The sequence below is a fragment of the Halioglobus maricola genome (genome assembly GCF_009388985.1).
GTDB lineage: Bacteria > Pseudomonadota > Gammaproteobacteria > Pseudomonadales > Halieaceae > Halioglobus > Halioglobus maricola.
On the sequence record NZ_CP036422.1, the window covers coordinates 3,158,864 to 3,181,104 of the forward strand.

The following is a 22,241-nucleotide window of genomic DNA, read 5'->3' on the forward strand; positions in this document are numbered from 1 at the left end:
GCGCTTGTCTACGTCAGGCATTACCTTTCACAGTGACATTGAGCTCGGCGGCAAAGTCGAGCATGCGCCGCAGCGGCACCATGGCCCGCTCACCCAGAGCAGGATCGACGAAGACTTCGTTGTCATTCCGGTCGAAAACGCTTGCCAGGGTTTCCAGTTCATTCATTGCCATCCAGGGACAATTCGCACAGCTGCGACACGTGGCCCCTTCACCCGCGGTGGGCGCGATAATGAACTCTTTGTCCGGCGATAGCTGTTGCAGCTTGTAGAAAATGCCCTGATCGGTGGCCACGATAAAGCGCTGGTTGTCCATTTCCTGGGACGCGCGAATAATCTGAGTGGTCGATCCCACCCGATCGGCAAGCTCCAACACCGACGCGGGTGACTCAGGGTGCACCAGCACAGCGGCGTCCGGATAGACGTTCTTGAGGTCTGCGATGCCGCGCGCTTTGAACTCCTCGTGCACGATGCACGCGCCGTCCCACATGATGATATCGGCGCCGGTCTCGCGTCTCACGTAGTCGCCCAGATGCTGGTCCGGCGCCCAGATGATCTTCTCATCCTGCTCGGCCAGATGCTCGGCTACGTCCAGAGCGATACTGGACGTTACCACCCAGTCAGCTCGCGCTTTGACCGCGGCGGAGGTGTTGGCGTATACAACCACTTTGCGATCCGGGTGCTGATCACAGAACTCGGAAAACTCCTCGATGGGGCAGCCCAAATCGAGAGAACAGGTCGCCTCGAGAGTAGGCATCAGAACCCGCTTCTCAGGCGTGAGAATCTTGGCCGTTTCGCCCATGAACTTTACCCCGGCCACCACCAGAGTCTCAGCGGGGTGATCGTGGCCAAAGCGCGCCATTTCCAGGGAGTCTGACACGCAACCGCCGGTTTCCTCGGCAAGTGCCTGCACCACGGGCGAGGTGTAGTAATGGGCCACGATGGTCGCATTTTCCTCGATCAAGCGGGCCTTGATCAGGGCTTTCAGCTCGGCTTCGCGAGCAGGATCACTGCGGCGCTGTTCAGCATGGTCAAGATGATGCTGTACCTGCTGGCGAATCGTTTCCAGTTTGTCGGTTGCTATGCTCATAAATTTCGGAATGTGGAGGGGCAAACAGGCCGCGATTCTAGCACAGATTGGCAGCAGTGAAATCGTCCTATAAGCTGTCGCATCCAATCTGCGGATAGAACAACAATGAAGAAATACGATTATGTAAAAACCAAGCGCGAGGACGTGTTCCAGTACAAGGAAAGCCAGTTGCCGGCGATCAAGGCATTCCTGCGCTGGGGCAGCAAAGCCCAGGCCAGCGTCTTCCGCATGAGCAAGGGCCGGCTGATGAAGTCGTTCCTCGGCGGGCCGGTGTGTCTGGTGACAATGACTGGCGCCAAATCCGGTAAGACTCGCCATATCCCCCTGATCCACATCCGTCATGGCGAGAACAAACTACTGGTGGCGTCCTCGGGCGGCATGCCCAAGAACCCAGTGTGGTACTACAACCTGAAGGCACATCCACAGATCAAGATTATGGCGGACGGCCAGGAGCGGGAATACATTGCCCGGCAAGTCGATGACGAGGAGAAAGCCGCACTGTGGCCGCTACTTGTAGACACCTACGCCGATTTTGACGAATACCAGGCCCGCACCGACCGCAATATCCCGGTCTTCAACTGCGAACCCGTGTAATTAGCCGCGAGGTGTGTACCAGATCGGTGAACTCCAGGCCCGTTCCTGAATAACAGGTTCAAACACCGGGTCGGCACAATCAGCCGGCCGGTCCGCCTCAGGCAGCGCCAGGCACTGCTGGGCTGAATAGCGACAACTGGGGTTCTCCACCGCGCGCAAATAATAGATGGCTGAACTCTGAGGATCGAACTCCGGGTCTTGCCACACGGTACAGAGCTGGGCAAAGCCCTCGCCTCGAGGGCGACAGGTATCCATGTCCACGTCGGCGCCGTTATCTGGGTCGCCAGCGACCTCAAATACTCGCTGGTGGTGGTTACCTTCATCGTCGGCCCATCCTTTTATCACCTGCAATTGCTGTAACGGCGTACCCGGATAAGCCGCGGTGCCGCCGTCCGCATTGGCTGCCACCAGGAAAGTAGGCGCATCAGATGCGCGCGCAGGAAGATCTGCGCCCATCGGGACCGCCTGAGCATAAGCCTTATCCAACATTTGCGGATCGCCGCATAGATCTGAGGGTAAATCCCAGGCGCCAAAAAAGCGCGGCTGGATGCGAGGCCCACTGGTACCGAAGGTTTCCTTGCGCTGCATGGCATCAAAAATCGAGTCGCGTGAATTCTCCGTTGCCCACACTCCGATCAGGCCGCCCGGATTATTGTAGGCATTGCCTTCATTCTCACTGCTGAAACTCGCGCGCTGTTCGGCGCGAGAGTCACCGTTACCCAAATGTCCTTCGAAGGCCGCTTCCTGCACGCCGCCGCTAGTAGCATTGTGCGTGTCCGTGCTGGCCATGATGCCGAACTTAAAGGGATTGACGCCAATACGCTGCTCCTCCTTGAGACCTTCTACCAGGGCATAGCGCACATAACTCTTGCGATCCAGGCAGTTGGGACCAAGATGCGGCAGCCAGTCGGCCAGAGGGCCGCTGTAACACTGGCCCGGTTGCTCGCCTTCCCCCACGAAACGGGCAAAGGCCAAATCCTCGAAGCGCTCCAGATCACACAGCTCATCTTCCGCTCCGAGCACACCCTCGAGCCCATTGCGGCACTCCGAATCGCCCTTGTGCTGGGTAATTTCCACCAGCGGTTCTATCTGCTGACGCAGCCGAGCGCGATCAGCTTGTTCCTCGATACTATCGGCGCCGGGGTAATCCACTGCAAACATACGTCCGTTGCTAATGTTGGGGTTGTGGGGGATCGCGAGTACATCGCAGCCCGTACCGCTCTCTATGCACTGCTCCTTCAGAATACGCCACAGGTCCCACTCACGGTGCACATCGATATAGCTAACAGGGCGCTGCAGGACGGCCGCATTGCGGAATATCACGTTGCGGTGCAGATTGGAGCCCAGGCGGAAAGAACTGTATTCATAGGCCACGAAGGCTGTGCGCTGGCAGTCGCTACTGGTGTCCTGCCAGGCTTGTGCGGCATCAATGGTGTTGCGCCAGTATTCGGCGGCGCGTGCGGCACAGTCAGCACCCTCTTCGCCACACACGTCCGCGCGGCGCTTGGAAAACGGCGACATAATTTGCATCACCAATTGTGGGGCGCGACCATTGCCGCTGCGCATCACCTCACAGAAGCTACTGCTATAGCCAGCAGCCACCGGATCGAAACACACATCCTGCTCACCAAAAAATTCCGCGTGGTCGGTAACGCCAGCGAAATCCAGCGGCCGGTCGATATACACTTCCCGTGCCTTGTGGTCATCACCCAAGGGCAGTTGCAGCGGGCCGCCGAAGGCATAGCGATAGGCATCCGCCGGCTCCATGCGGACATCAAAATTCCAGGCGTCATTGGAATAGGCCGTGTGAATGTGCAAATCACCAAACAGTGCCTGTCGATTGGGGTCGCTGGATGCGCAGGGTTCAGCCACCTGGCCAGCACTGAAGTCCTTCGCTGCATAGGCCGACTCGGAGGGAGGTTCAAGACCTTTGCCGCAGGCCGACAACACCATGCCTGCCAGCACAATTGAGACTACTCTCACTCGGCTATGCATCGCCTCAATCCTCCATCCAATCCGGCCACTCTGTGGAGACCGACCCCGTCCATTCAGGAGGGCGCCGCTCAAAATACGCCATACCGCCCTCAATCGCGTCCGGCTTGGTCATGCTGAGGTTAAGCGCCCTGCTCTCTAGCCCGGCGAATTCCCCAAGGTCCATATCCATGCCTTTCCAAAGCAAACGCTTGTGGAAAGCCATTGCCAGCGGTGCACTGTTCACAGCAATATCCCGGGCGATATCCATCGCGGTGTCCAAAACCTGCTCGGCAGGTACGCTGCGACCGGCCAGGCCCCAGGCTACCGCCTCCTGTCCGCTGAGGCGCTGACCGCGCATCAGTAATTCCAATGCCCGCTCCATCCCGATCACTCGCGGCAGCACATACTCCATGGCGAAATCGGTGACCACGCCTCGGCGCGCCTGCAGAAAGCCGTACTTAGCCTCATCGGCGAAGACCCGCATATCTGCTTGCATCGCCATTCCCAGACCAGCGCCCACTGCATGACCATTGCAAGCCGCAATGACCGGCTTGCGCACATCCCAGGCCTGGGTGCTGAGGGGGCAAGAGTCAACTTCCACCGCGACCGAATCACTGTCGAAGGTTGCCCCGCCGCCACTCATATCAGCGCCGGCACAAAAACTCCTGCCGGCGCCGGTGACCACCACCACACGCACAGCATCATCCTCATCGCACTGCTTATAAGCTGCGCCCAAGCCTTCTATTACACCCGAAGTCAGGGTGTTGTGAGCCTCGGGCCGGTTGAGGGTGATAAGCCCAATACCATCATTTATCTGCAGTAGTAATTCGTCATTCATAATAGTTTTATAGGCTGGAATACTCACTCAGCTTAATACATGCCCACCCCGCCACAATGCCGGCGGGGGCCACGAATCGTTAGCGGCTTCGCTCACTGAGCGCTAGTTCGGTAATTTTTAATAAACATCCACTAGAATTCCGCTGAATTATTCCGTATAACTTCATGTTATATAAAGAATAAGGGGCACCGCTTCGAAATTGGGCAGAGAGCGGGCTTCACGACTATAAACGGGCATTCAGGGCGAATTGGTGGCACAACACACCGTACTCATCATCTCAGAGAACCAGACAGACCACCTGGTACTGTCGGAATGCCTTGAGCGCTCGCCTCTCAAGCAGTTTCAGCTGGCAAACTCCGAATCGATGGAGCGCCCGCTGGAGGCCCTGCTAGACCCGGCTATTGATGTCGTCATCATGTCCTACGGCCCGGAGACCGAGTACCTGCTCCGATTGGCCCAGAAGCATGACGCTACAATTCCCCTGATACTAGTACTGGATAACCCCGAACAGACCACACTGGAACAGCTGCGGGACCTTGGCGCGCAGGACTACCTGATTCGCGGCCAGATTCAGGACGCTCTCGTTCACCGCATTCTCGATTACTGCATCCAGCTCAAGCAGGCCAAGGACAAAATCCAGCAGTTGTCCAATCGCGACAGCCTCACCGGCGCACTCAACCGCGTCGGCTTCCGCGCGCATCTTGAGCGCGCTATGGAACGCTCCTCGCGCTACGGATTCAATACTGCCCTCCTCTATATCAACATGGATCAGTTCGCCAATATCAACGACCACTACGGCGAGGCGGATGGCGACCTACTGATAAAAACGATTTCACGCAGGCTGATCAACAAGATGCGCAGCACCGACAGTATTGCGCGCCTCGGCGGTGATGAATTCGCAGTAGTGCTCGAAGACGTTAACTCGTTTGCTGACGTTGAATTGATTGCCGAAAAAATGCTCAAGTCCATCGCCGCACCCATGATCCTGAGTGAGCAACAAGTCTCTATCGACGCCAGCATCGGCGCGGCGATGTATCCGGATGACAACAAAGAGTTTTCCGAGCTTGTAGAGAGTGCTCGCAGCGCGATGCAGCAGGCCAAGACCGTTGATGGCAACAAGTTTATTCGCTACTCCGAGCAACTGACCTTTGACGATTCCGGCGCCACCTCGCTGGCGGCAGAACTCCGCACCGCGGTGCGCAAAAATCAGTTTGAGCTGCACTACCAGCCCCGCGTCGACCTGGAAACAGGTGCGCTGGTGGGCCTTGAAGCGCTACTGCGCTGGAACCACCCGGAGCGGGGTCTCCTCTGCCCAGGTGAATTCCTGTCTGCCTGCGAAGATATGGGCCTGATGAAAACCATCGGTTACCAGGTGATTCAACACGCTTGCGCAGCCCAGGTCTGGATCGAAGAACAGGGTATTCGCAATGTGGATGTTGCTGTCAACATCTCCTTCTCCCAGATTCAGGACGATCGCTTCGTAGACATCGTCAAGGACATCATCAGCCGCACCGGCACCGATGCCTCCAAACTTGAACTTGAGTTGACCGAGACCACGATTCTCAAGAGCCCGGATGCGATTAAAGAGCGAATGGATGAACTGCGCCTACTGGGCGTCTCTTTCTCGCTGGATGATTTTGGCACCGGGTTCTCGCAGCTTTCGCACCTGACCGAGCTACCGATTTCTGCCCTGAAGATTGACGCCTGTTTTGTACGTGACCTGCCCTACAATGCGCACCAGGAAGCCGTGTGCACCATGATCATCGAGATGGCTCGCCGTCTGGGTATGTTAGTGGTTGCAGAGGGCGCAGAAACCTATGAGCAGGTGGAATACCTGCGCGAGAAACACTGCCAGCAGGTGCAGGGTTTTTACTACAGCCCGGCAATACCGCTACAACAAATCCCCCGTTTTGTGGAAGAGCAGCGCCTCAAGCGCAACGACCCACTCTTTTCCTGATTACTTTCTCGAGCCTGGCCAGGCTACGCGATTGCGCCCCCCGCGCTTGGCGCGATAGAGCTGCTTGTCGGCTGCCGCAAGCACTTCCTCGGGCGTCTGCAAATCGTCGTCGCGATTGGCAATCCCCGCACTGACCGTGACATACACCGATTCAGCAGAGAGCCGTGTAGCGCCACGGCGGCGCGTGCCCTCTTTTGCTTTGACCGGGCGCTTGCCCTGATCACGAATAGACATACGGTAATTTGATATCCCCTCCCGCGCCTTATCCAGCGCGCCGGCGCATTCGTCCGCCGACTTCCGCGGGAAGACAACGCAAAACTCCTCACCACCATAGCGGTAAGCTGTGCCGCCGCCCCCAACCCGGCGAATACGCGAAGCGACAAGCTTGAGCACCTCGTCGCCCACGTCATGGCCATGGGTGTCGTTGAATTTCTTGAAATGGTCGACATCCACCATCGCGATACTATAGTTGCGCCCAAGGCTTTGCAGACGCTCGTTAAGCGCCCTGCGACCCGGCAAGCCAGTGAGTTCGTCGCGATAAGCCATGGAATGCGAGCCACGCAGTAACCCCCAACCCACCGACAGCAGGCCGGCACACGCCATCACAACAGAAATATACTCGAGATGGAGAAATGCGAGCGCACAGAAACCTGCCAGCAGCGCCCCGAATAAGGCGCTCTCTGTTTCATCGTCGCGCGCCAGCACCAGATAGATCGCGACCAGGGCCGCCCCTGCAATCAGCCAGGACACCGCGCGTGAGAGCATGTACTCCTCATGCGTAGGCGCGGCGAATTTCTCCGCCCAGACAGCCTCAGTGGTGCCTATCCAACCCGACGCCGCATAGCAAAGCCCCAGCAGCGCGGTGAATACGACAACCATCAGCAAACTACGCAGCGTGAGCAAGCCATAGTCCCGCACCACCAGCAGATAGGTGATACCCACAGCGAGGGCCAGACCGGCAAAAAGAAAGAGCTGACCGGCTGCCGGCTGGGTCAGGCTCACCTGCAGGTGGAACTTGATCAGTAAATAGAGGCCAGTAGAGGCCAGCGCAGCCAGCGCCAGACGCAGACGATTAAACATCCACGCCAGCCCACAGCAGATAAGGCAGAGGAAATAAGGTAAATAGTCGAGGAAAATACTGGCTTCCTGCCCCAACTGAGAGGCAAAGCTGCGCGCCCACATAGCCAGCGCAACGAGCAACAAAGGAACCACCAGCCTGTATCCTGCAGACAGATGTACTCGCATGCTCAGTCCGTCACTCCCCCATAAATGATTCTGCTCCACCGATAACCCCGATGCTTTTATTATTCGGGCTAGGCGGGCGTTGTTAGTGATGATAGCCTACCTCACTCTCAAAAAATTTTCCGCTTCTAATCATGCCCAGCGACGACCGCGCTCACTACCGCGCCAAAATTCTAGTTTGCGACGACGACTTCAACGTTCGTCTTCTCACACGCCAGTGTCTGGAAGCAGAAGACATGGTGGTAGTCGAGGCCGCCGATGGCACCGAGGCGCTGGATGTGTTCGCTCGAGAGCGCCCCGACCTTGTGTTCCTCGATGTTGAAATGCCTGGAATGACTGGCCTGGAAGTCTGCCAGCGCATTCGCCAGATGCCTCAGGGTGAATCGATCCCGATCATGATTGTGACGGGTTCCGATGACCGCAAGTCCATCGACCAGGGCTTTGAAGCCGGCGCCACCCAGTACAAAACCAAGCCCGTCAACTGGTCACTCCTGGGCCGCGACGTGCAATATATGCTGCGCGCCTCCGACGCATTCAACTCGCTCAAACGTCAGGAAGACCGCCTGCGTTACCTCGCCTACTACGACCCGCTCACCAGCCTGCCCAACCGGCGCAGCTTCAACGAGCAGTTGAATCGAATTCTGAAACGCTGTCGCCGACACGAAACCGGTGCTGCGCTTCTCTTTATCGACCTTGACCATTTCAAACGCATCAACGATTCCATCGGTCATAGCCGTGGCGATCGCCTGTTGGTAGAGATTGCCAAGCGGCTCACGGTAGAACTGCGCGAAGACGACGCGATCAACTACTACACCGACAATGACGCAAGCACAGAGGAAGCCTTCACCAGCAACACCGAGATCGCGCGCCTGGGCGGCGACGAGTTCACTGTTGTACTGTCCGATGTGAACGACATCAGCCACATCGAAAAAGTGGCCAAGCGCATACTGCACACACTGTCGGAACCTATTTCACTGCAATCGCACAATCCGGTGGTAACCCCAAGTATTGGTATCGCAGTCTTCCCGCAGGACGGCGAGGATCCCGATGCCCTGATCCGCAATGCCGACACGGCCATGTATGTAGCCAAGGCCGCCGGCCGCGCATGCTTCCGCTTCTACAATGAGGAAATGAACGCGCGTGCCGTGGAACAGCTCAAGATGGAAGAAGAGCTGCGCTACGCAATGAGCAGCAATCAGCTGGAACTTCGCTACCAGCCCCAGATCGATACCCGCACCGGCGCGGTGGTTAGCATGGAGGCCCTGATGCGCTGGAAGCATCCGGAGCGCGGCATGATCTCGCCACTGGATTTTATCCCGGTTGCCGAGCGTACCGGCCAGATCATCGAACTGGGTGACTGGGTACTGGGTGAGGTAGACCGCCACTGCCGCTACTGGGACTCCCTCGGGTTGCCAGAATTTCGGGTGTGCGTGAATATCTCACCCATCCAGTTCAACCAGGACGACCTGCCCCGACGCATCAAGCGCTTTCTGGATAATGCCAAACTTCCAGCCAGCCGCCTCGAGCTGGAACTCACAGAGAGCGCGATCATGACCGATGCGCCGGCAAACATTAAGAAACTCGGACAGTTGAAGGAACTCGGGCTGGATGTGGCCGTGGACGACTTCGGTACCGGCTACTCCTCGTTGAGCTATCTGAAGCGTTTCCCCATCGACACGCTGAAGATTGACCAGAGCTTCGTAGCAGACCTGGACACCACCGACGGTGCGGGCATTGTCGATGCGATTATCGCGCTTTCCAACACCTTGAACCTGCGTGTTATTGCCGAGGGCATAGAAGAGAAGCCTCAATTGGATTATCTCGTCGCCAAAGGCTGCCACCTGCTCCAGGGCTACTTCTTCGCCCGACCTCTCTACCCCGAAGACGTACCAGACATGCTGCAGCAGAATTTCTCCCAGGACCTTATTCCTGCAGAGCAGCACTGATTCAAACCCATGAGATTGATGGCCCACACAAGGGCGATACTGACAGCCGCCATCGCGGCTACCAGCCTCTGCACCAGCGCGAGCGAAGAGCACCTCCATGTCATGCTGCAGGGCGAGTCTGCATCAGCCATGGCCGACCTCGTGCAAGCTCAAGGTGGCGAACTCACGCACAAACTACCGGTTATCGATGCCGTTGGCGCCCAGCTGAGCCGCGCCCAACTTGATGCCATTCTCACGTCAGATGAAGTACTACGCCACATCGACGATCTCGCGTTTGATCCTCCGGACGATAACCGCCCTGAACGGACCAGCTGTGATGTAGGCGGCTATCTGCAGTTGCAGTTCGATGAACTCGGCCTGGAGTGGCAGCTCCTCAATAAGACCGACAAAGCCGTCAGGGCCAGCCAGCTTACCCTGGACTGGCCGCATGAGTGGGGCGCTGCCACCATGCTGTCACTGGGTGACACCCAATGGACAGGGAGCCAACTTCCCTCAGCACCGGGCGGGCTCACACTGAACTTTACAGGCGACAAAGCGCCAGCACTGCGAGGAAGCGGCCACCTGAAAGTACGCTTTGCCAATTCCAGCAAGAGGCCCGGCCCTGAACGCCAGAACCTCTTCAGCAGCGAAATCACCTTTGGCCCCGACTGCACACTATCCAGCCCACCCGCCTATCCCGACAATCACAACGATTTTTACTACGCCACTGTCACTGGGGCCGACAACCTGCATAGACACCATATCCGCGGCCAGGGCGTAACTGTGGCCATGCTCGATTCAGGACTCTGGGAACATGACAGCCTCGCACTAGACACATCAGGCGCTCCACGCGTGGTAGCGCGCTACGACGCCATCAGCGGCCACGAAGTCAACGAGGCCTTCGACGAAAGCGGACACGGATCGCACTTGACCAGCGTGCTCGCCCACAGTGGCCCTACGCTAAGAGATGGCAAAGCCACCGGCACCTACAAGGGCATTGCCCCGGATGTGAAGCTCGCCGTCATCAAGGCGTTCAATGTAGAAGGCCAGGGCGGCATGCTCGACATCGTACGCGGCGTCCAGTGGGCCATCGACAACCAGGCGAAACACAATATCCGCGTGCTGAACCTGTCTTTCGCTTCCCGCCCGCGCTGGCCCTACTTCCTGGACCCGGTAAACCAGGCTGTTATGCGCGCGTGGCAGGCAGGTATTGTCGTAGTCGCAGCCGCCGGTAACGAAGGCCCCGAGCCGATGTCTGTCGGTTCTCCCGGCAACCTCCCCTACATCATCACCGTGGGCGCCGTCACCGACTCATGGACACCACTGGACCGGTCCGACGACTACGTACCCGACTTTTCCTCACGAGGACCCACACCGTCGGCGCACATCAAACCCGATATCGTTGCCCCCGGCGGCCACATGACCGGACTAACTCGCCCGGGCTCCAGCCTCACCACCGATCACCCCGAATATCTGCTCGATACCGGCGAGTTCGTGATGACTGGATCGTCCCAGGCTGCCGCACTGGTATCGGGATTGGTGGCACTGCTGCTGCAGCTGGAACCTCAGCTGACGCCAGACAATGTCAAATGCATGCTGACGAGCTCCGCTGATCCCGCGATCAACCGCGATGGGCTATTGGCCTACAGCCCCTTCGAGCAAGGCCAGGGCTACGTGAGCGTGACCCGGGCACTCACCCTGGGCGCCAGAGATTGCGCCAACGAGGGCCTTAACCTGGAGCACGACATTTCCGGAAAAGACCACTTTGAAGGCCCCGCCGTAATGTCAGAAGATGGCGAGATCACCCTGCCCGGCCTCGAGCAAATGCTCTCCCCCGCACCGCCCGCCAAAGGCGCGAGCGATATCCGGACCTGGGGTGTTAAAGCCCATATCGAAAGACTCCCTCCCGGCGCCAGTGACAGCCCAGATTCACCCTTCAATTGGGAGCAGCTGTACCAAATCGAGAAAAAACGCATGGAGGAGATAGGTAACTAGCTGTAATTGCTTACATGACCGACTCGCGTACATTACCCCTCACGGGTCAATCTTTAACCAGCCCCCTCCATTTCGGCCAATAGCTTTTATTTTTCAACAGCTTAGAGCCACCCCCGCAAGCCCGAAACATACTTTCCAGTCCTAACCACCAGCCCGAATAACCCAAAATGGTTATATGGTGTGGTTTATTTTGGTTAGTTGTTACTCGTATAACGAAGTCAAGCACCGCTAGAGAAGAGTGTGACCCAGGTCGCAAAGACGACCCTAATCAACCCGAATAACCAGATGCGCGTCACATTTTCCCCGCGCGCATGCATTCCCAGTCTGTAAAAAAGGTAGGCAAACATGAACGCTATGAAGAACATCAAAAACTTGGGTCTCGGCAGCATTGCAGTCGTGATGATGGCGACGTCCGCGGCAACTGTTGCAGAAGTTTCACAGCCGAACATAACCACAGGTGCCGGCGGCCATAGCCTTGTGAAGCGGGTTACGTATTCTTTGGCGGAGTCAACCTCCTACACTCGCTCGGAAACCACTGGGTACAAGTGGGGCAAAAGAACTGAAGCTAGCACTCAAGCCTTCAAGTGGGGCAATGCAGATCATAGTCGAAGCGGCTATAAGTGGGCTGATAAAGGCTCCAAAAACCTGAGCTCAGAACAGACAGTGATGACGTCGGCCGCCTACCAGTGGGGCTCTAAGAGCTTCTCTGAGCAGTCTGCCTTCAAATGGGGGCTCAAATCCTCAGGCGAGCAGAGTGCTTTCAAATGGGGCCTCAAGTCCTTCGGAGAGCAAAGTGCATTCAAGTGGGGGCTTAAGTCTTCTCACGATCAGAGTGCATTCAAATGGGGTCTCAAGTCTTTCGGCGAGCAAACAGCGTTCAAATGGGGTTTGAAGTCATTTTCCGAGCAAAATGCATTTAAATGGGGCCTCAAGTCTTATTCCGAGCAGAATGCATTCAAGTGGGGTCTCAAATAGCATTCAGCCTCTAGTCAGCGCCTTTCGCTGTCTTTACACATATTTTCATCGCTACATTTAGCCGCGACATCTGAAAAAGTCCGGCTAGGCTTTTGGCGCGGAGACTCTAGGGCCGCCTACCCCTAGCTCCGCGCCGACTTTACTCCAAATCTTCACTTCCCTTTTGAAATCTGTGTCAACAATGACATAGAATTCTTACTCCGAATAAAAAGAAGCTAGGCATGCAGCGCGTATTTCTAATCATTGTTCTGTCATGGGTCGCTAGCTCCTCACTCGCGTTCGATCAACATCGCTATATTAGATTCAGTAAATCCGCGATTTCAGATCAGCTTACTCAGCAAACCGTACGACAGATTCATCAGGACTCACAAGGCGCTCTATGGCTCGTAACTCAAGAGGGACTTACCAAATACACCGGCAGACATCTCGAAAGTTTCACTTCGTCTGCAAGCATCCATGATTCCCTAACGTCAGACACCGTCTCAGGCATCGATGAGGATAATGATGGCAACCTATGGGTAGCTACGCATGGGGGAGGGCTAAATCTTTACAACCGGGTCACCAATGGATTTTCAGCTTTTCGCTACAATCCGGCGGATAAGAACTCTCTATTATCGGACGATATACAGTCAATATTCGCGGACAATAGCGGCAAAATTTGGGTCGGATATATTGATAGAATTAGTGTCCTCGATCCAAGTAAGCGAACATTCTCGCACCTCATCCCAGACAACCGGAAAATACCCAACTTCGGTATCGTATACGCATTCGATCAAGCCAAAGATGACGATGTGATCTGGGCAGCAACTCAACGCGCCGACCTGGTCAGTATCAAGGAGAATGGACTATCGATAGAGGCCCATGAGCTCCAGACTACTTCAGAGATGCCGTCAGAGAAACCCAGGGTGACATACATCGAAGCCTACTCCAAAGACGTCATTTGGATAGGGACAGAGAATCACGGAGTCTATAAGTATAGCCCTACCACAAAAAAAGTAACTCACTACGGACACGAAGAAGACGACCTCGATTCAATTTCCAGCAACAATGTCACTGAGATCTTTATCGACTCACAACAGAACACCTGGTTTGCAACGCAGACTGGGCTAAATCTCTACAACCCCGAAAACGACAATTTCATACGCTACTCAGAACAGAACTCGGGGCTCCCTGAAATTGCCGTGTATTCCATTTATCAATCGAGAGACGGGCAATACTGGGTTGGCACCCTTCACGGACTAGCTAGCGGTAGTGAAAATAGATTTGAAGCTTACGACGAAATCCGGGGCGGGCTGTCGAGCAACTCAGTGAACGCGTTCGCCAGAACCTCAGATGGCAGTCTTTGGGTCGGCACAGATCGCGGGCTTAACAGGTTACGCAGTGACTCCGAGAGATTTGAATGGATAAATCCATTCACCGAGCCAGGTATCTCATCTGACACTGTAATGAGCCTTCTCGGAGAAGAGCAGCATCTCTGGGTGGGAACCTATGATGGAGGACTAAACCGGCTCAACCTTGAAACAAATGACATCGACATCTATCGCCATTCGCCACTATCAGAGGGCACCATCAGTAGCAATGGAGTGACATCACTCTTGCGACTATCGAGCGGCGAACTACTAGTTGGCACATACGGTGGAGGATTAAACGTCTACCACGATGAAAGCGGCTCATTTACTCATTTCCAACATGACGAATATGACATTCAAAGCATTAGCGACGATCGCGTGCTAGCAATGATCGAAGACAGTCTGGGTTATATCTGGATTGGAACGCAAAATGGACTGAACAGATTCTCGTTAGAAGACGGCACATTTTCCCGTATCTACGCTGATAACCAGATTCCAAAAAGCATCGAAAGCGACATGGTGTGGTCCTTTCAAGAAGACAATGAGGGCACGCTGTGGCTAGGCACTGCAGGTGGTGGTATTTCTCGCTGGAGAAGTGACTATCGAACAGAACTTCGACCAGTTTTTGACAATGGCCTACCGAACATTACGCTGCCAAGCTCGAGCATCTATGGCATTCAAATCGACTCATCGAATAGTTTGTGGCTATCACACAACAGGGGGCTCACTAGACTCGACCCATCACTTGCATCTTCCACAAATTTTGGAATAGAGGATGGACTGCAAGCTCTAGAATTCAACATGGGAGCATCTTTCCAGGACTCTGACGGTAAGATTCTCTTTGGAGGAGTCTCAGGGTTCAATGTTGTAGATCCAGCCCTAATTCAACCTCGTGAAAGTCTGCCGGAAGTATCCATCTACTCTATCAAGGTAATGAATGAACTCCGAACCTTCGATGTACCTTACCATGAGCTCAATAAGCTCGAGCTGAGCTACGAAGACAAAATGCTATCGATAGAGTTCTACGCAGCAGAGTTTTCTGCCCCTGAGCTTGTTCAATATGCATACAAGATTGAGGGACTAAATTCGACTTGGAATATTTCTCCAGACTCACGAATCGTATCTGTCACAACCTTACCACCAGGCTCATATACGCTAAAACTTGCCGCGGCTAGTACTGCTGGCGATTGGAACTGGGATGCTCTCAGCCTTCCAATCGTCGTCTCACCACCACCGTGGCAGAGCCCGTTAGCGTATCTTTCTTACACCGCTCTATTTTCATTCATGATCGCGATGTACATACGCGGCCAGCGACGACAAACAGCTCTCGCCATCGAAAGACAACATGAACTCACGCGAATGGTGGAGGAGAGAACGCAAGACCTTCAAGAAGCGCGCGTTATTGCGGAATCTGCAAACACCGCGAAATCACAGTTTCTGGCAACGATGAGCCATGAGATCAGAACCCCAATGCATGGGATGATCGGCATGACCGAGTTACTGCTGCACACCGAGCTAGATGAGCAACAGCGCCAGTTCGCCACAGCAGCGCATAAGAGTGGTAATGCGCTTTTAGACCTAATAAACGAAATACTCGACTACTCTAAGCTAGAAGCGTCAAAAGTTGAGTTAGAAAATATAGAATTCAGCCTAACCGCATTACTTGACGAAGTGTGCTATCTACAGGCAGAACCAGCTGCTCGCAAAGATCTAGACATTAATATAATTATAGGCAGCTCTGTCTCTAGTGGTTACAGAGGAGACCCTACCAAAATTCGCCAGGTTGTAATGAACCTCGTAAGCAATGCAATAAAATTCACTCATCACGGTTGCGTTGATGTCTTGGCTTCGACCAAAGCTCATGGAAATATGGATGAACCCGATCTAGTACTGATTTCAGTGCGCGATGACGGAATCGGCATGGATGAACAGACACAGTCAAAGATCTTTGACGCTTTCACCCAAGCCGATGCTAGCACTACGCGGCAGTACGGAGGAACGGGACTTGGGTTATCTATTTCGAAGCATTTCGTGGAAATTATGGGCGGCGAAATAGACATCCGATCAGAGAGCGGTGTCGGAACCGAAATTTCTATTGCGATTCCACTATATTCAATGCCCGAAAATGAACTGCCTATGACTAGAGAATCCAAGCCTGTGTACATTGCGACATCGTCGCCGGCTTTCTTCAAAATGGTTGAAAGTCATTTGACATACATGAATGTCGATTGCGAATGGCACGATGACTTAAAGACAATAGAGCAGCAAGGAATATATATTGCTGATTTCAATGATATCAAAGACTTTCCGAAGCTCGCTGAACACATTCAAGAAGACGAAGGCACGCATGGATATTTAATGCTGCGCGTGAACGAGACTCCGCCGCCATCTGCTGCGAGCTCCTGGTCAGTCATGTCTAAACCATTTACGCTTGAAAACGCAGCTGATATCTACGACTCAGTTCGATCAAACATAGGTCTAAATGAAGCAGAACCGCACCAACCTCAAGAAGGAGTCGGTCGAAAATTGTCCATATTGGTTGCTGAGGATGTGACGACCAATCAAGAAATCGTAGTTGAAATGCTTAGCATGCTCGAGCAGGAAGTTACGATTGCAGAAAACGGCGCGGACGCACTTCGCAAGTATCAGAGCACGCCATTTGACTTAATTCTTATGGATTGCCAAATGCCAATCATGGATGGATTCCGAGCCACTGAAAATATCAGAAAATTTGAACGGGAGAGCAATCTAAGTTCGTCGAAAATAGTCGCTCTTACCGCAGGAATAAACCCCACCGACAGAGAGAAATGCGTAAAAGCCGGAATGGATCATTTTATCTCAAAACCGTTCTCCATAGATGACATCAAGCAAGCAATAGATCTCACTAGGCAAAGTACGCCAGATACTGAAATCAATTTCGAACTCAAGGGCTCCGTATCGCCACCCCCCCAAAGGCTCCATGAAATTCTCGACACTAAGGCAATTTCTAACATTCTCGAAGTCGAAAGATCGACGGGCAAACCGCTGCTCTCGAGAGTTTTCGATGGATACAAGAGTCAGTTCTCGCAAAAAATCGGCGAGATAGAAGACCATATCGGCGCCGATAACTATGAAGAAACCGCTCGCGCCGCCCATGCGATAAAGTCACTAAGTGCCAACGTTGGTGCTACTAAAGTTCGAAGCATTAGCTCCGCCATTGAAGATGCAGCAAAGATTAAAAGTAGCTTATCTATGGTGTCAAATTTAGAAATTCTGCGCACTGCCGATCGAGAATTTCAAGCTGAATTCCAGAAACAGTATATCGCCTAGAAATACAGTCGAGCTTTTTTCACCTGTATTGAATCGCCACTCAAGACGCGATCCAAGGGCACAGAATCTGTACTAAACTGTTCACCTATAGTCGAATAGTCATAGGGTGACGTCCCTTCAATGCCTCGCCAGAAACAAAACCCGATTGTCTTGATCGTGGCATTGTGCCTCTTCGCTACTCCCGTTTTTGCAAGCACGGGCTATCAGATCGTCACACCACAATTCGTCAAGCAAATTGCCCAACCAACTATCACATCACTAATGCAGGATTCTCTCGAGAACCTTTGGATCGGCACACAAGAAGGTCTGTATAGGTTCAACGGAACCACTCTTTCGTCATATCGTGAAGGGATATCTAAGAGTGGCCCGATTCACTTCTCGGATATTCGAGGCATAGTTGAGTCGCAGAATGGCCAGATTCTTGTAGCTGCGTATGGGATCGGAATTGTCTCTATATCGCAAAAATCGAGCCAAGCTACTTTGGCGTTCGAAGATCAAGACATCAGCCTCAATTCTGTAACTGGAATTTCCAAAGGTCCAAATGGCACCATCTGGATAACTACAAGAAGTGATGTATTCCGCCTGCAAGCTAACCAACGAATATCGAAAATCGAACTTGGAATGACTGAGCCAAAGGAATCCGCGGAGTTGCTGTACATCACCCACACTAGAAATGGTGATACGTATCTTGGAGGCTCCTTTGGTCTTGCAAAATATTCTCGCAAAACCAATTCTTTTCGCATCGATACATCTCTAATCAGGGACGAACACATTGTAGCTCTAGGTGAGGGACCGGAAAACTCTATTATTGCTGCCACACAATCTGGCCAGATCTATCAAATCCCTAGCAATTCCGCGACATCTCCATCGTCCAAAATTCTCGATGTCGAACAGGGTCTGCATATATCTAAACTAGCTACTAACAAAGAAAGGTTCTATATAGCCACCAATAGAGGAATCTACATATATTCATCAAACTTCTCTCTTTTTTCTGTTATTAGATCAAAAGACTCCGCACTGGGGAATGACGCCATAATGAGCTTGCTCTTCGTCGGCGAAGACATCTGGATAGGTACATTCCAGGGGTTATTTGCTGCAACAGAAAGGGAAGTCGAACTCTACAACAAGTCTAACGCAGAAATACACGACGAGGTCTTATCCTTTACACAGGATGCCGAAGACTACCTTTGGATTGGAACCTACAATGGACTTTATCGGGCCAACTTCAAGGGAGAACAACACTACCCTTTTGGAAGGATATACCAGTCGAAACTTACAGATCACCGGGTAATGTCTCTGGCCAGCGACAAGGATAAACTTTGGATAGGCTATCAAGAACACGGCGTTGATCTGGTTGACCTTAGCACGGGGAAAGTCACCCGGCCTTTACCGGAGGGTACAGAGAATTTCGCGGTCACAGCAATACTTCCTACTGAATCGAATACTGTATGGATTGCCACATACAACTTAGGACTCTACCGACTTTCAGGTCAGGTATTGAAGCGCTTCAGGTCTCTTGGCGAGCCATCAGTTACTGTAATAGCTCAAACCAGCAGTGGCTCGATTTACACCGTGACTGAAAAAAATTTGTACCGACACAATGCTAGTACGGACGAGTTCCAAAGAGTCGACCTAGAGTTCGATTCATTGGAAGAGACACCACGAATCCTATCATTCGCTGAACATCCTAACGGAGCCATTTTTCTAGGAACCAAAGACCACGGACTATTTGAACTAAATGGCGAGTTCCAGCATCTCACAGGACCGGTAAAAGCTATTGCAGTTTCAAAGCTCTCAATGAGCAATACAATTTATAGTATCGAGATCGACTCTACAGGCCAAATTTGGACTGCCACAGAGGAAGGAATTCGTGTTTTCAGCGCGAACAAAAAGCCACTGCGACACCTACTCGTTAGAGACGGCCTACAGGGCAACGACTTCAATTTCGGGGCTTCATTAGTCGACCGAGAAGGAAATTTGCTGTTTGGCGGAGTTAATGGATACAACAAAATTACGCCTAACAAGGTATCTACGGATATGGTTCCGCCTGTCCTCCGGATCACAAACATTCGAACTCTTTCTGATAATATTCAAACAAACTTTGAAAACAGCAATGGAAGAGCTTATCTAGATTACACTGACGAGTTCATCATGTTTCAGTTTTCGGTCTTGGACTACATCGCACATGATTCATACAAGTATCGATATCGACTAATAGGGTTCAAAGACGAGTGGATCTACTCTGGATTCGAGCACTCAGCAACCTACACGAACTTACCTGCAGGGCTTTATAGATTTGAGGTACAGTCGACCAACCTTTCAGGCGCCTGGACAAATAATCCAACGAAAGTTGATCTAATAGTTAACCAATCTCCTTGGTTAACTCCATGGGCGCACGGACTATATCTATTCGCATTTCTACTCTCAATTTTTGCGCTCAAGAAATTCTATGATGCCATCATTGTTCGTGAGAAGGCCTTGTCTTATGGGAGAGAAATGGCCGCCACGGCTGACACTATAGAGACTGAGCTCAATGAGCTATTTGACTCGCATCAGGACGACTTGAAAACAGTTAGGGTTTTTTACGCCGAGAGACTACGGTTACTCCAGCACGTATTTTCTAATCAAAAAGGTAAACAACGAGATGACATCCATGAATTGCTTAGTGCGTTCGAGCTTCTAGACCGCTACTGTGCCAGACAACCACTAAACCAAGGGATAGAACTCTGTAGCTTCACGGAACTAGTGATCGCACAAAATATCAGTGCTCAGAGTATTGAACCATCACTCTTGATTTCCATTAATCGGGTGCCAGAGCAATCTATTTCACTAGAAAGATCGCTTCACATCGCCATCTCGATTTTCGAGATGGTGCGTATCAACCTGTCCGAGATCAAGAACGAGAAAAAGACAGTAAGGTACTTTGAAATTGAACTGACTTTTGAACCCCGAAAGAGAAGAGAGGTCGTCATCAGAATCAATACCTCACTAAGTCCAAAACCGGCGAACGAGCTGATCCAGGACGATCCAGCACTGGTACTAAACTCTATTTCCGAAATCACAGGCGGCCGCCTCGAAATCATTTCCAAAGAAAATTCACTGAACATGGAGACAAATATGACATTTGGAATCCCTCCACAAATCTAGAATGACTACTTTGTATAGTAGGTTTATGAATAAACTGTCACACTAACGTCAACAACTACGATACTGGATCGCAAATGACCACCAAATCCAGACTCCAAACCTTCGGTCGCTCATGTTCCCTTGTCATCACTGGCTCTGGAGATAATGAAGACGAACTCGTGGCAGCTGCTGAATCGGAACTGAGGCGGATTGAGAGTAAGTTCTGCTCTTATCAGCAGAGTTCGCTCGTTAGTCAGATTAACCAGGCGGCGGGGACAGGTGCCTTTGTTGAACTGGATGCTGAGGCGCGCGGTTTGTTCGACTTCGCCTCACGCCTTTGGGGGCAAAGCAATCATGTTTTCGACCCTACTACCCGCTTGCTGCAGAATTGCTACTCGGAAGGTGGTGAACTCATCGCCACTGAATCTCAGTTGCAGCAGCTGCTATTAATCATTGGTTGGTCCAAGCTTGAGGTCACAGACCAAGGTGCGAGGCTCGCGCACACGGGCATGCTGATAGATCTCAACAGCATCGTGTGTGCCTATGCCGTCGACGCGGTGCGCAAACTCCTGACCAAAAAAGGCGTCACCAGCGCCCTGATCGAGCTTGATCAGGATGTCGCGACGATCGGCAAAGCCGCAGACGGTGCGAACTGGCTGGTGGGTGTACGCCATCCGCAGGGCGCACGCACTGCGATTGCCCGGATCAAGGTTAACAATGCCGGTTTTACCCGGCGTGGTGACTTCGAAAAACGCATTGCGTTCAAGGGCGAAAATTTCGGCCGGGGCCTGAGCCCGGTAGACGGCCACCCTGTGCCGGGGCTTCTCAGTGTGATGGTCGTCGCCGAGAATTGTCTCGCCGCCTGTGGTGCAGCCAGCATCGCAAGGCTCAAAACTGAAAAAGCCGCGATGCAGTGGCTGGATGCTATCGGGATGAAGTGGCTCGCTATCGACAGGGATCTAAACTGCCATGGGCCGCTCGCGCCGGGCGACGGCTACTAGCTTCCTGTGAAATCTGGCGCGCGCTTCTCGCGTTGCGCTGCAAATCCTTCCTGCAGGTCATCAGATTCCAGGCACCTGTGTGAGAGCACGCTGGCGGCCTCAGGATCGATGCCTGCGCCGGCAGCTTGCTGCAGAATTTCTTTCATAGCACGTACCGCCAGTGGCGCAAGACCGGCAATGTGCTGAGCGAGTTCCTGGGTCTTCTCAACCCGTTCTGAAGGCGCAACTAAATGATCGACAAAGCCAATCTCGAGCATGGCCTGCGCCGAGAACTGCTCAGACGCCACCAGGATACGCTTGGCCAAGTTGACTCCCAGACGCTCCACAAATCGGTTAATGCCGCTGATCGGGTAACACAGGCCGATGGCGGCAGCGGGAACCCGCATTCGGCTTCCCTCTATACCGATACGGAAGTCGCAGCTCAGGGCCAGCTCCACCCCACCGCCGAATACATTGCCATTGAGGGACGCAATCGTGGGTATAGGCAGGTGCGCCAGCATATCTGTAGTGGCCTGGAAGTGGTCGCCACTGATTTTGCCGGCACCCAGTTCGTTCAGCGCCGCACCCGCACAGAAGGTCTTCTCCCCTGCCCCGGTCACGACCAGTACCCGCACATCGCGGTCGGCTTCTACTTCACGGAGGTAGCCCTGAATCGCTTCCAGTTCTTCCTGACCAAGGGAGTTGTGCTTTTCGGGTTTATTCAGGGTAAGTTCAGCAACATGGCCGCTGCGGCGATAGAGAATAGTGTCAGTCATTGCGGTTTCAACAGCGTGAGGGGACGCAAAGTTTGGCACAGCCCGGTTCGCTACACCAGTACTCGCTAGACAGCACCGTGGAGCGGGACCATACTGCTACCCCACACGGAGAGA

Annotated in this window: 13 protein-coding genes; 8 read left to right on the forward strand and 5 right to left on the reverse strand. The window is 53.2% G+C overall.

What is annotated here, in order from left to right; translation table 11 throughout:
• Positions 1-13: 13 nt before the first annotated feature.
• A complete protein-coding gene (gene nadA / locus EY643_RS14355; RefSeq protein WP_153239879.1) occupies positions 14-1,087 on the reverse strand; it encodes a quinolinate synthase NadA in 1,074 nt (357 codons plus the stop codon).
• A 105-nt stretch (positions 1,088-1,192) separates the two neighbouring features.
• Between nadA and EY643_RS14360 the strand changes: the two genes are divergently transcribed.
• The gene (locus EY643_RS14360; protein WP_153239880.1) at positions 1,193-1,681 is read left to right on the forward strand and encodes a nitroreductase family deazaflavin-dependent oxidoreductase; all 489 of its coding nucleotides are present in this window, start codon (positions 1,193-1,195) and stop codon (positions 1,679-1,681) included.
• Here EY643_RS14360 and EY643_RS14365 read toward each other — a convergent pair whose 3' ends face one another.
• On the reverse strand, positions 1,682-3,664 hold the full coding sequence (locus EY643_RS14365) for a DUF3604 domain-containing protein (protein WP_170287404.1): 1,983 nt from the start codon (positions 3,662-3,664) through the stop codon (positions 1,682-1,684).
• A 16-nt stretch (positions 3,665-3,680) separates the two neighbouring features.
• On the reverse strand, positions 3,681-4,493 hold the full coding sequence (locus EY643_RS14370; RefSeq protein ID WP_153239882.1) for an enoyl-CoA hydratase/isomerase family protein: 813 nt from the start codon (positions 4,491-4,493) through the stop codon (positions 3,681-3,683).
• A gap of 250 nt (positions 4,494-4,743) precedes the next feature.
• Here EY643_RS14370 and EY643_RS14375 point away from each other — a divergent pair, with 250 nt between their 5' ends.
• Positions 4,744-6,450 carry a putative bifunctional diguanylate cyclase/phosphodiesterase gene (locus EY643_RS14375; RefSeq protein WP_153239883.1) on the forward strand — a complete coding sequence of 569 codons (1,707 nt, stop codon included), beginning with the start codon at positions 4,744-4,746 and terminating at the stop codon, positions 6,448-6,450.
• On the opposite strand, the gene EY643_RS14380 is transcribed toward EY643_RS14375, so the two are convergent.
• Entirely contained in the window at positions 6,451-7,695 is a 1,245-nt protein-coding gene (locus EY643_RS14380; protein WP_153239884.1) for a GGDEF domain-containing protein, read from the reverse strand. It abuts the gene before it with no gap.
• Positions 7,696-7,826: 131 nt separating this feature from the next.
• Between EY643_RS14380 and EY643_RS14385 the strand changes: the two genes are divergently transcribed.
• From EY643_RS14385 to EY643_RS14410, 6 genes are all read left to right on the forward strand, one after another.
• Positions 7,827-9,638: a two-component system response regulator gene (locus tag EY643_RS14385; protein ID WP_153239885.1), complete on the forward strand. Its 1,812-nt coding sequence runs from the start codon at positions 7,827-7,829 to the stop codon at positions 9,636-9,638.
• Between the two features lie 18 nt (positions 9,639-9,656).
• Positions 9,657-11,612 (forward strand): S8 family peptidase, encoded by a 1,956-nt coding sequence (locus EY643_RS14390; protein ID WP_170287405.1) that lies wholly within the window; start codon positions 9,657-9,659, stop codon positions 11,610-11,612.
• Positions 11,613-11,966: 354 nt separating this feature from the next.
• Positions 11,967-12,587: a hypothetical protein gene (locus EY643_RS14395; protein ID WP_205743077.1), complete on the forward strand. Its 621-nt coding sequence runs from the start codon at positions 11,967-11,969 to the stop codon at positions 12,585-12,587.
• 221 nt (positions 12,588-12,808) lie between these two features.
• The gene (locus tag EY643_RS14400) at positions 12,809-17,245 is read left to right on the forward strand and encodes a two-component regulator propeller domain-containing protein (protein ID WP_153239888.1); all 4,437 of its coding nucleotides are present in this window, start codon (positions 12,809-12,811) and stop codon (positions 17,243-17,245) included.
• A 120-nt stretch (positions 17,246-17,365) separates the two neighbouring features.
• A complete protein-coding gene (locus EY643_RS14405) occupies positions 17,366-20,392 on the forward strand; it encodes a ligand-binding sensor domain-containing protein (protein ID WP_153239889.1) in 3,027 nt (1,008 codons plus the stop codon).
• Between the two features lie 74 nt (positions 20,393-20,466).
• Positions 20,467-21,372 (forward strand): FAD:protein FMN transferase, encoded by a 906-nt coding sequence (locus tag EY643_RS14410; protein WP_153239890.1) that lies wholly within the window; start codon positions 20,467-20,469, stop codon positions 21,370-21,372.
• Here EY643_RS14410 and EY643_RS14415 read toward each other — a convergent pair.
• Positions 21,369-22,127, reverse strand: coding sequence for an enoyl-CoA hydratase/isomerase family protein (locus EY643_RS14415; RefSeq protein WP_153239891.1), 759 nt, complete (start codon positions 22,125-22,127; stop codon positions 21,369-21,371). The two genes, EY643_RS14410 and EY643_RS14415, sit on opposite strands and share 4 nt — an antisense overlap.
• Between the last annotated feature and the right edge of the window lie 114 nt (positions 22,128-22,241).

What these genes read in the sequence shown, in the direction of transcription:
- nadA (WP_153239879.1), bottom strand. Translation starts at nt 1,087, where the DNA reads ATGAGCATAGCAACCGACAAACTGGAAACGATTCGCCAGCAGGTACAG.
- EY643_RS14360 (WP_153239880.1), top strand. Translation starts at nt 1,193, where the DNA reads ATGAAGAAATACGATTATGTAAAAACCAAGCGCGAGGACGTGTTCCAG.
- EY643_RS14370 (WP_153239882.1), bottom strand. Translation starts at nt 4,493, where the DNA reads ATGAATGACGAATTACTACTGCAGATAAATGATGGTATTGGGCTTATC.
- EY643_RS14380 (WP_153239884.1), bottom strand. Translation starts at nt 7,695, where the DNA reads ATGCGAGTACATCTGTCTGCAGGATACAGGCTGGTGGTTCCTTTGTTG.
- EY643_RS14385 (WP_153239885.1), top strand. Translation starts at nt 7,827, where the DNA reads ATGCCCAGCGACGACCGCGCTCACTACCGCGCCAAAATTCTAGTTTGC.
- EY643_RS14390 (WP_170287405.1), top strand. Translation starts at nt 9,657, where the DNA reads ATGGCCCACACAAGGGCGATACTGACAGCCGCCATCGCGGCTACCAGC.
- EY643_RS14395 (WP_205743077.1), top strand. Translation starts at nt 11,967, where the DNA reads ATGAAGAACATCAAAAACTTGGGTCTCGGCAGCATTGCAGTCGTGATG.
- EY643_RS14400 (WP_153239888.1), top strand. Translation starts at nt 12,809, where the DNA reads ATGCAGCGCGTATTTCTAATCATTGTTCTGTCATGGGTCGCTAGCTCC.
- EY643_RS14405 (WP_153239889.1), top strand. Translation starts at nt 17,366, where the DNA reads ATGCCTCGCCAGAAACAAAACCCGATTGTCTTGATCGTGGCATTGTGC.
- EY643_RS14410 (WP_153239890.1), top strand. Translation starts at nt 20,467, where the DNA reads ATGACCACCAAATCCAGACTCCAAACCTTCGGTCGCTCATGTTCCCTT.
- EY643_RS14415 (WP_153239891.1), bottom strand. Translation starts at nt 22,127, where the DNA reads ATGACTGACACTATTCTCTATCGCCGCAGCGGCCATGTTGCTGAACTT.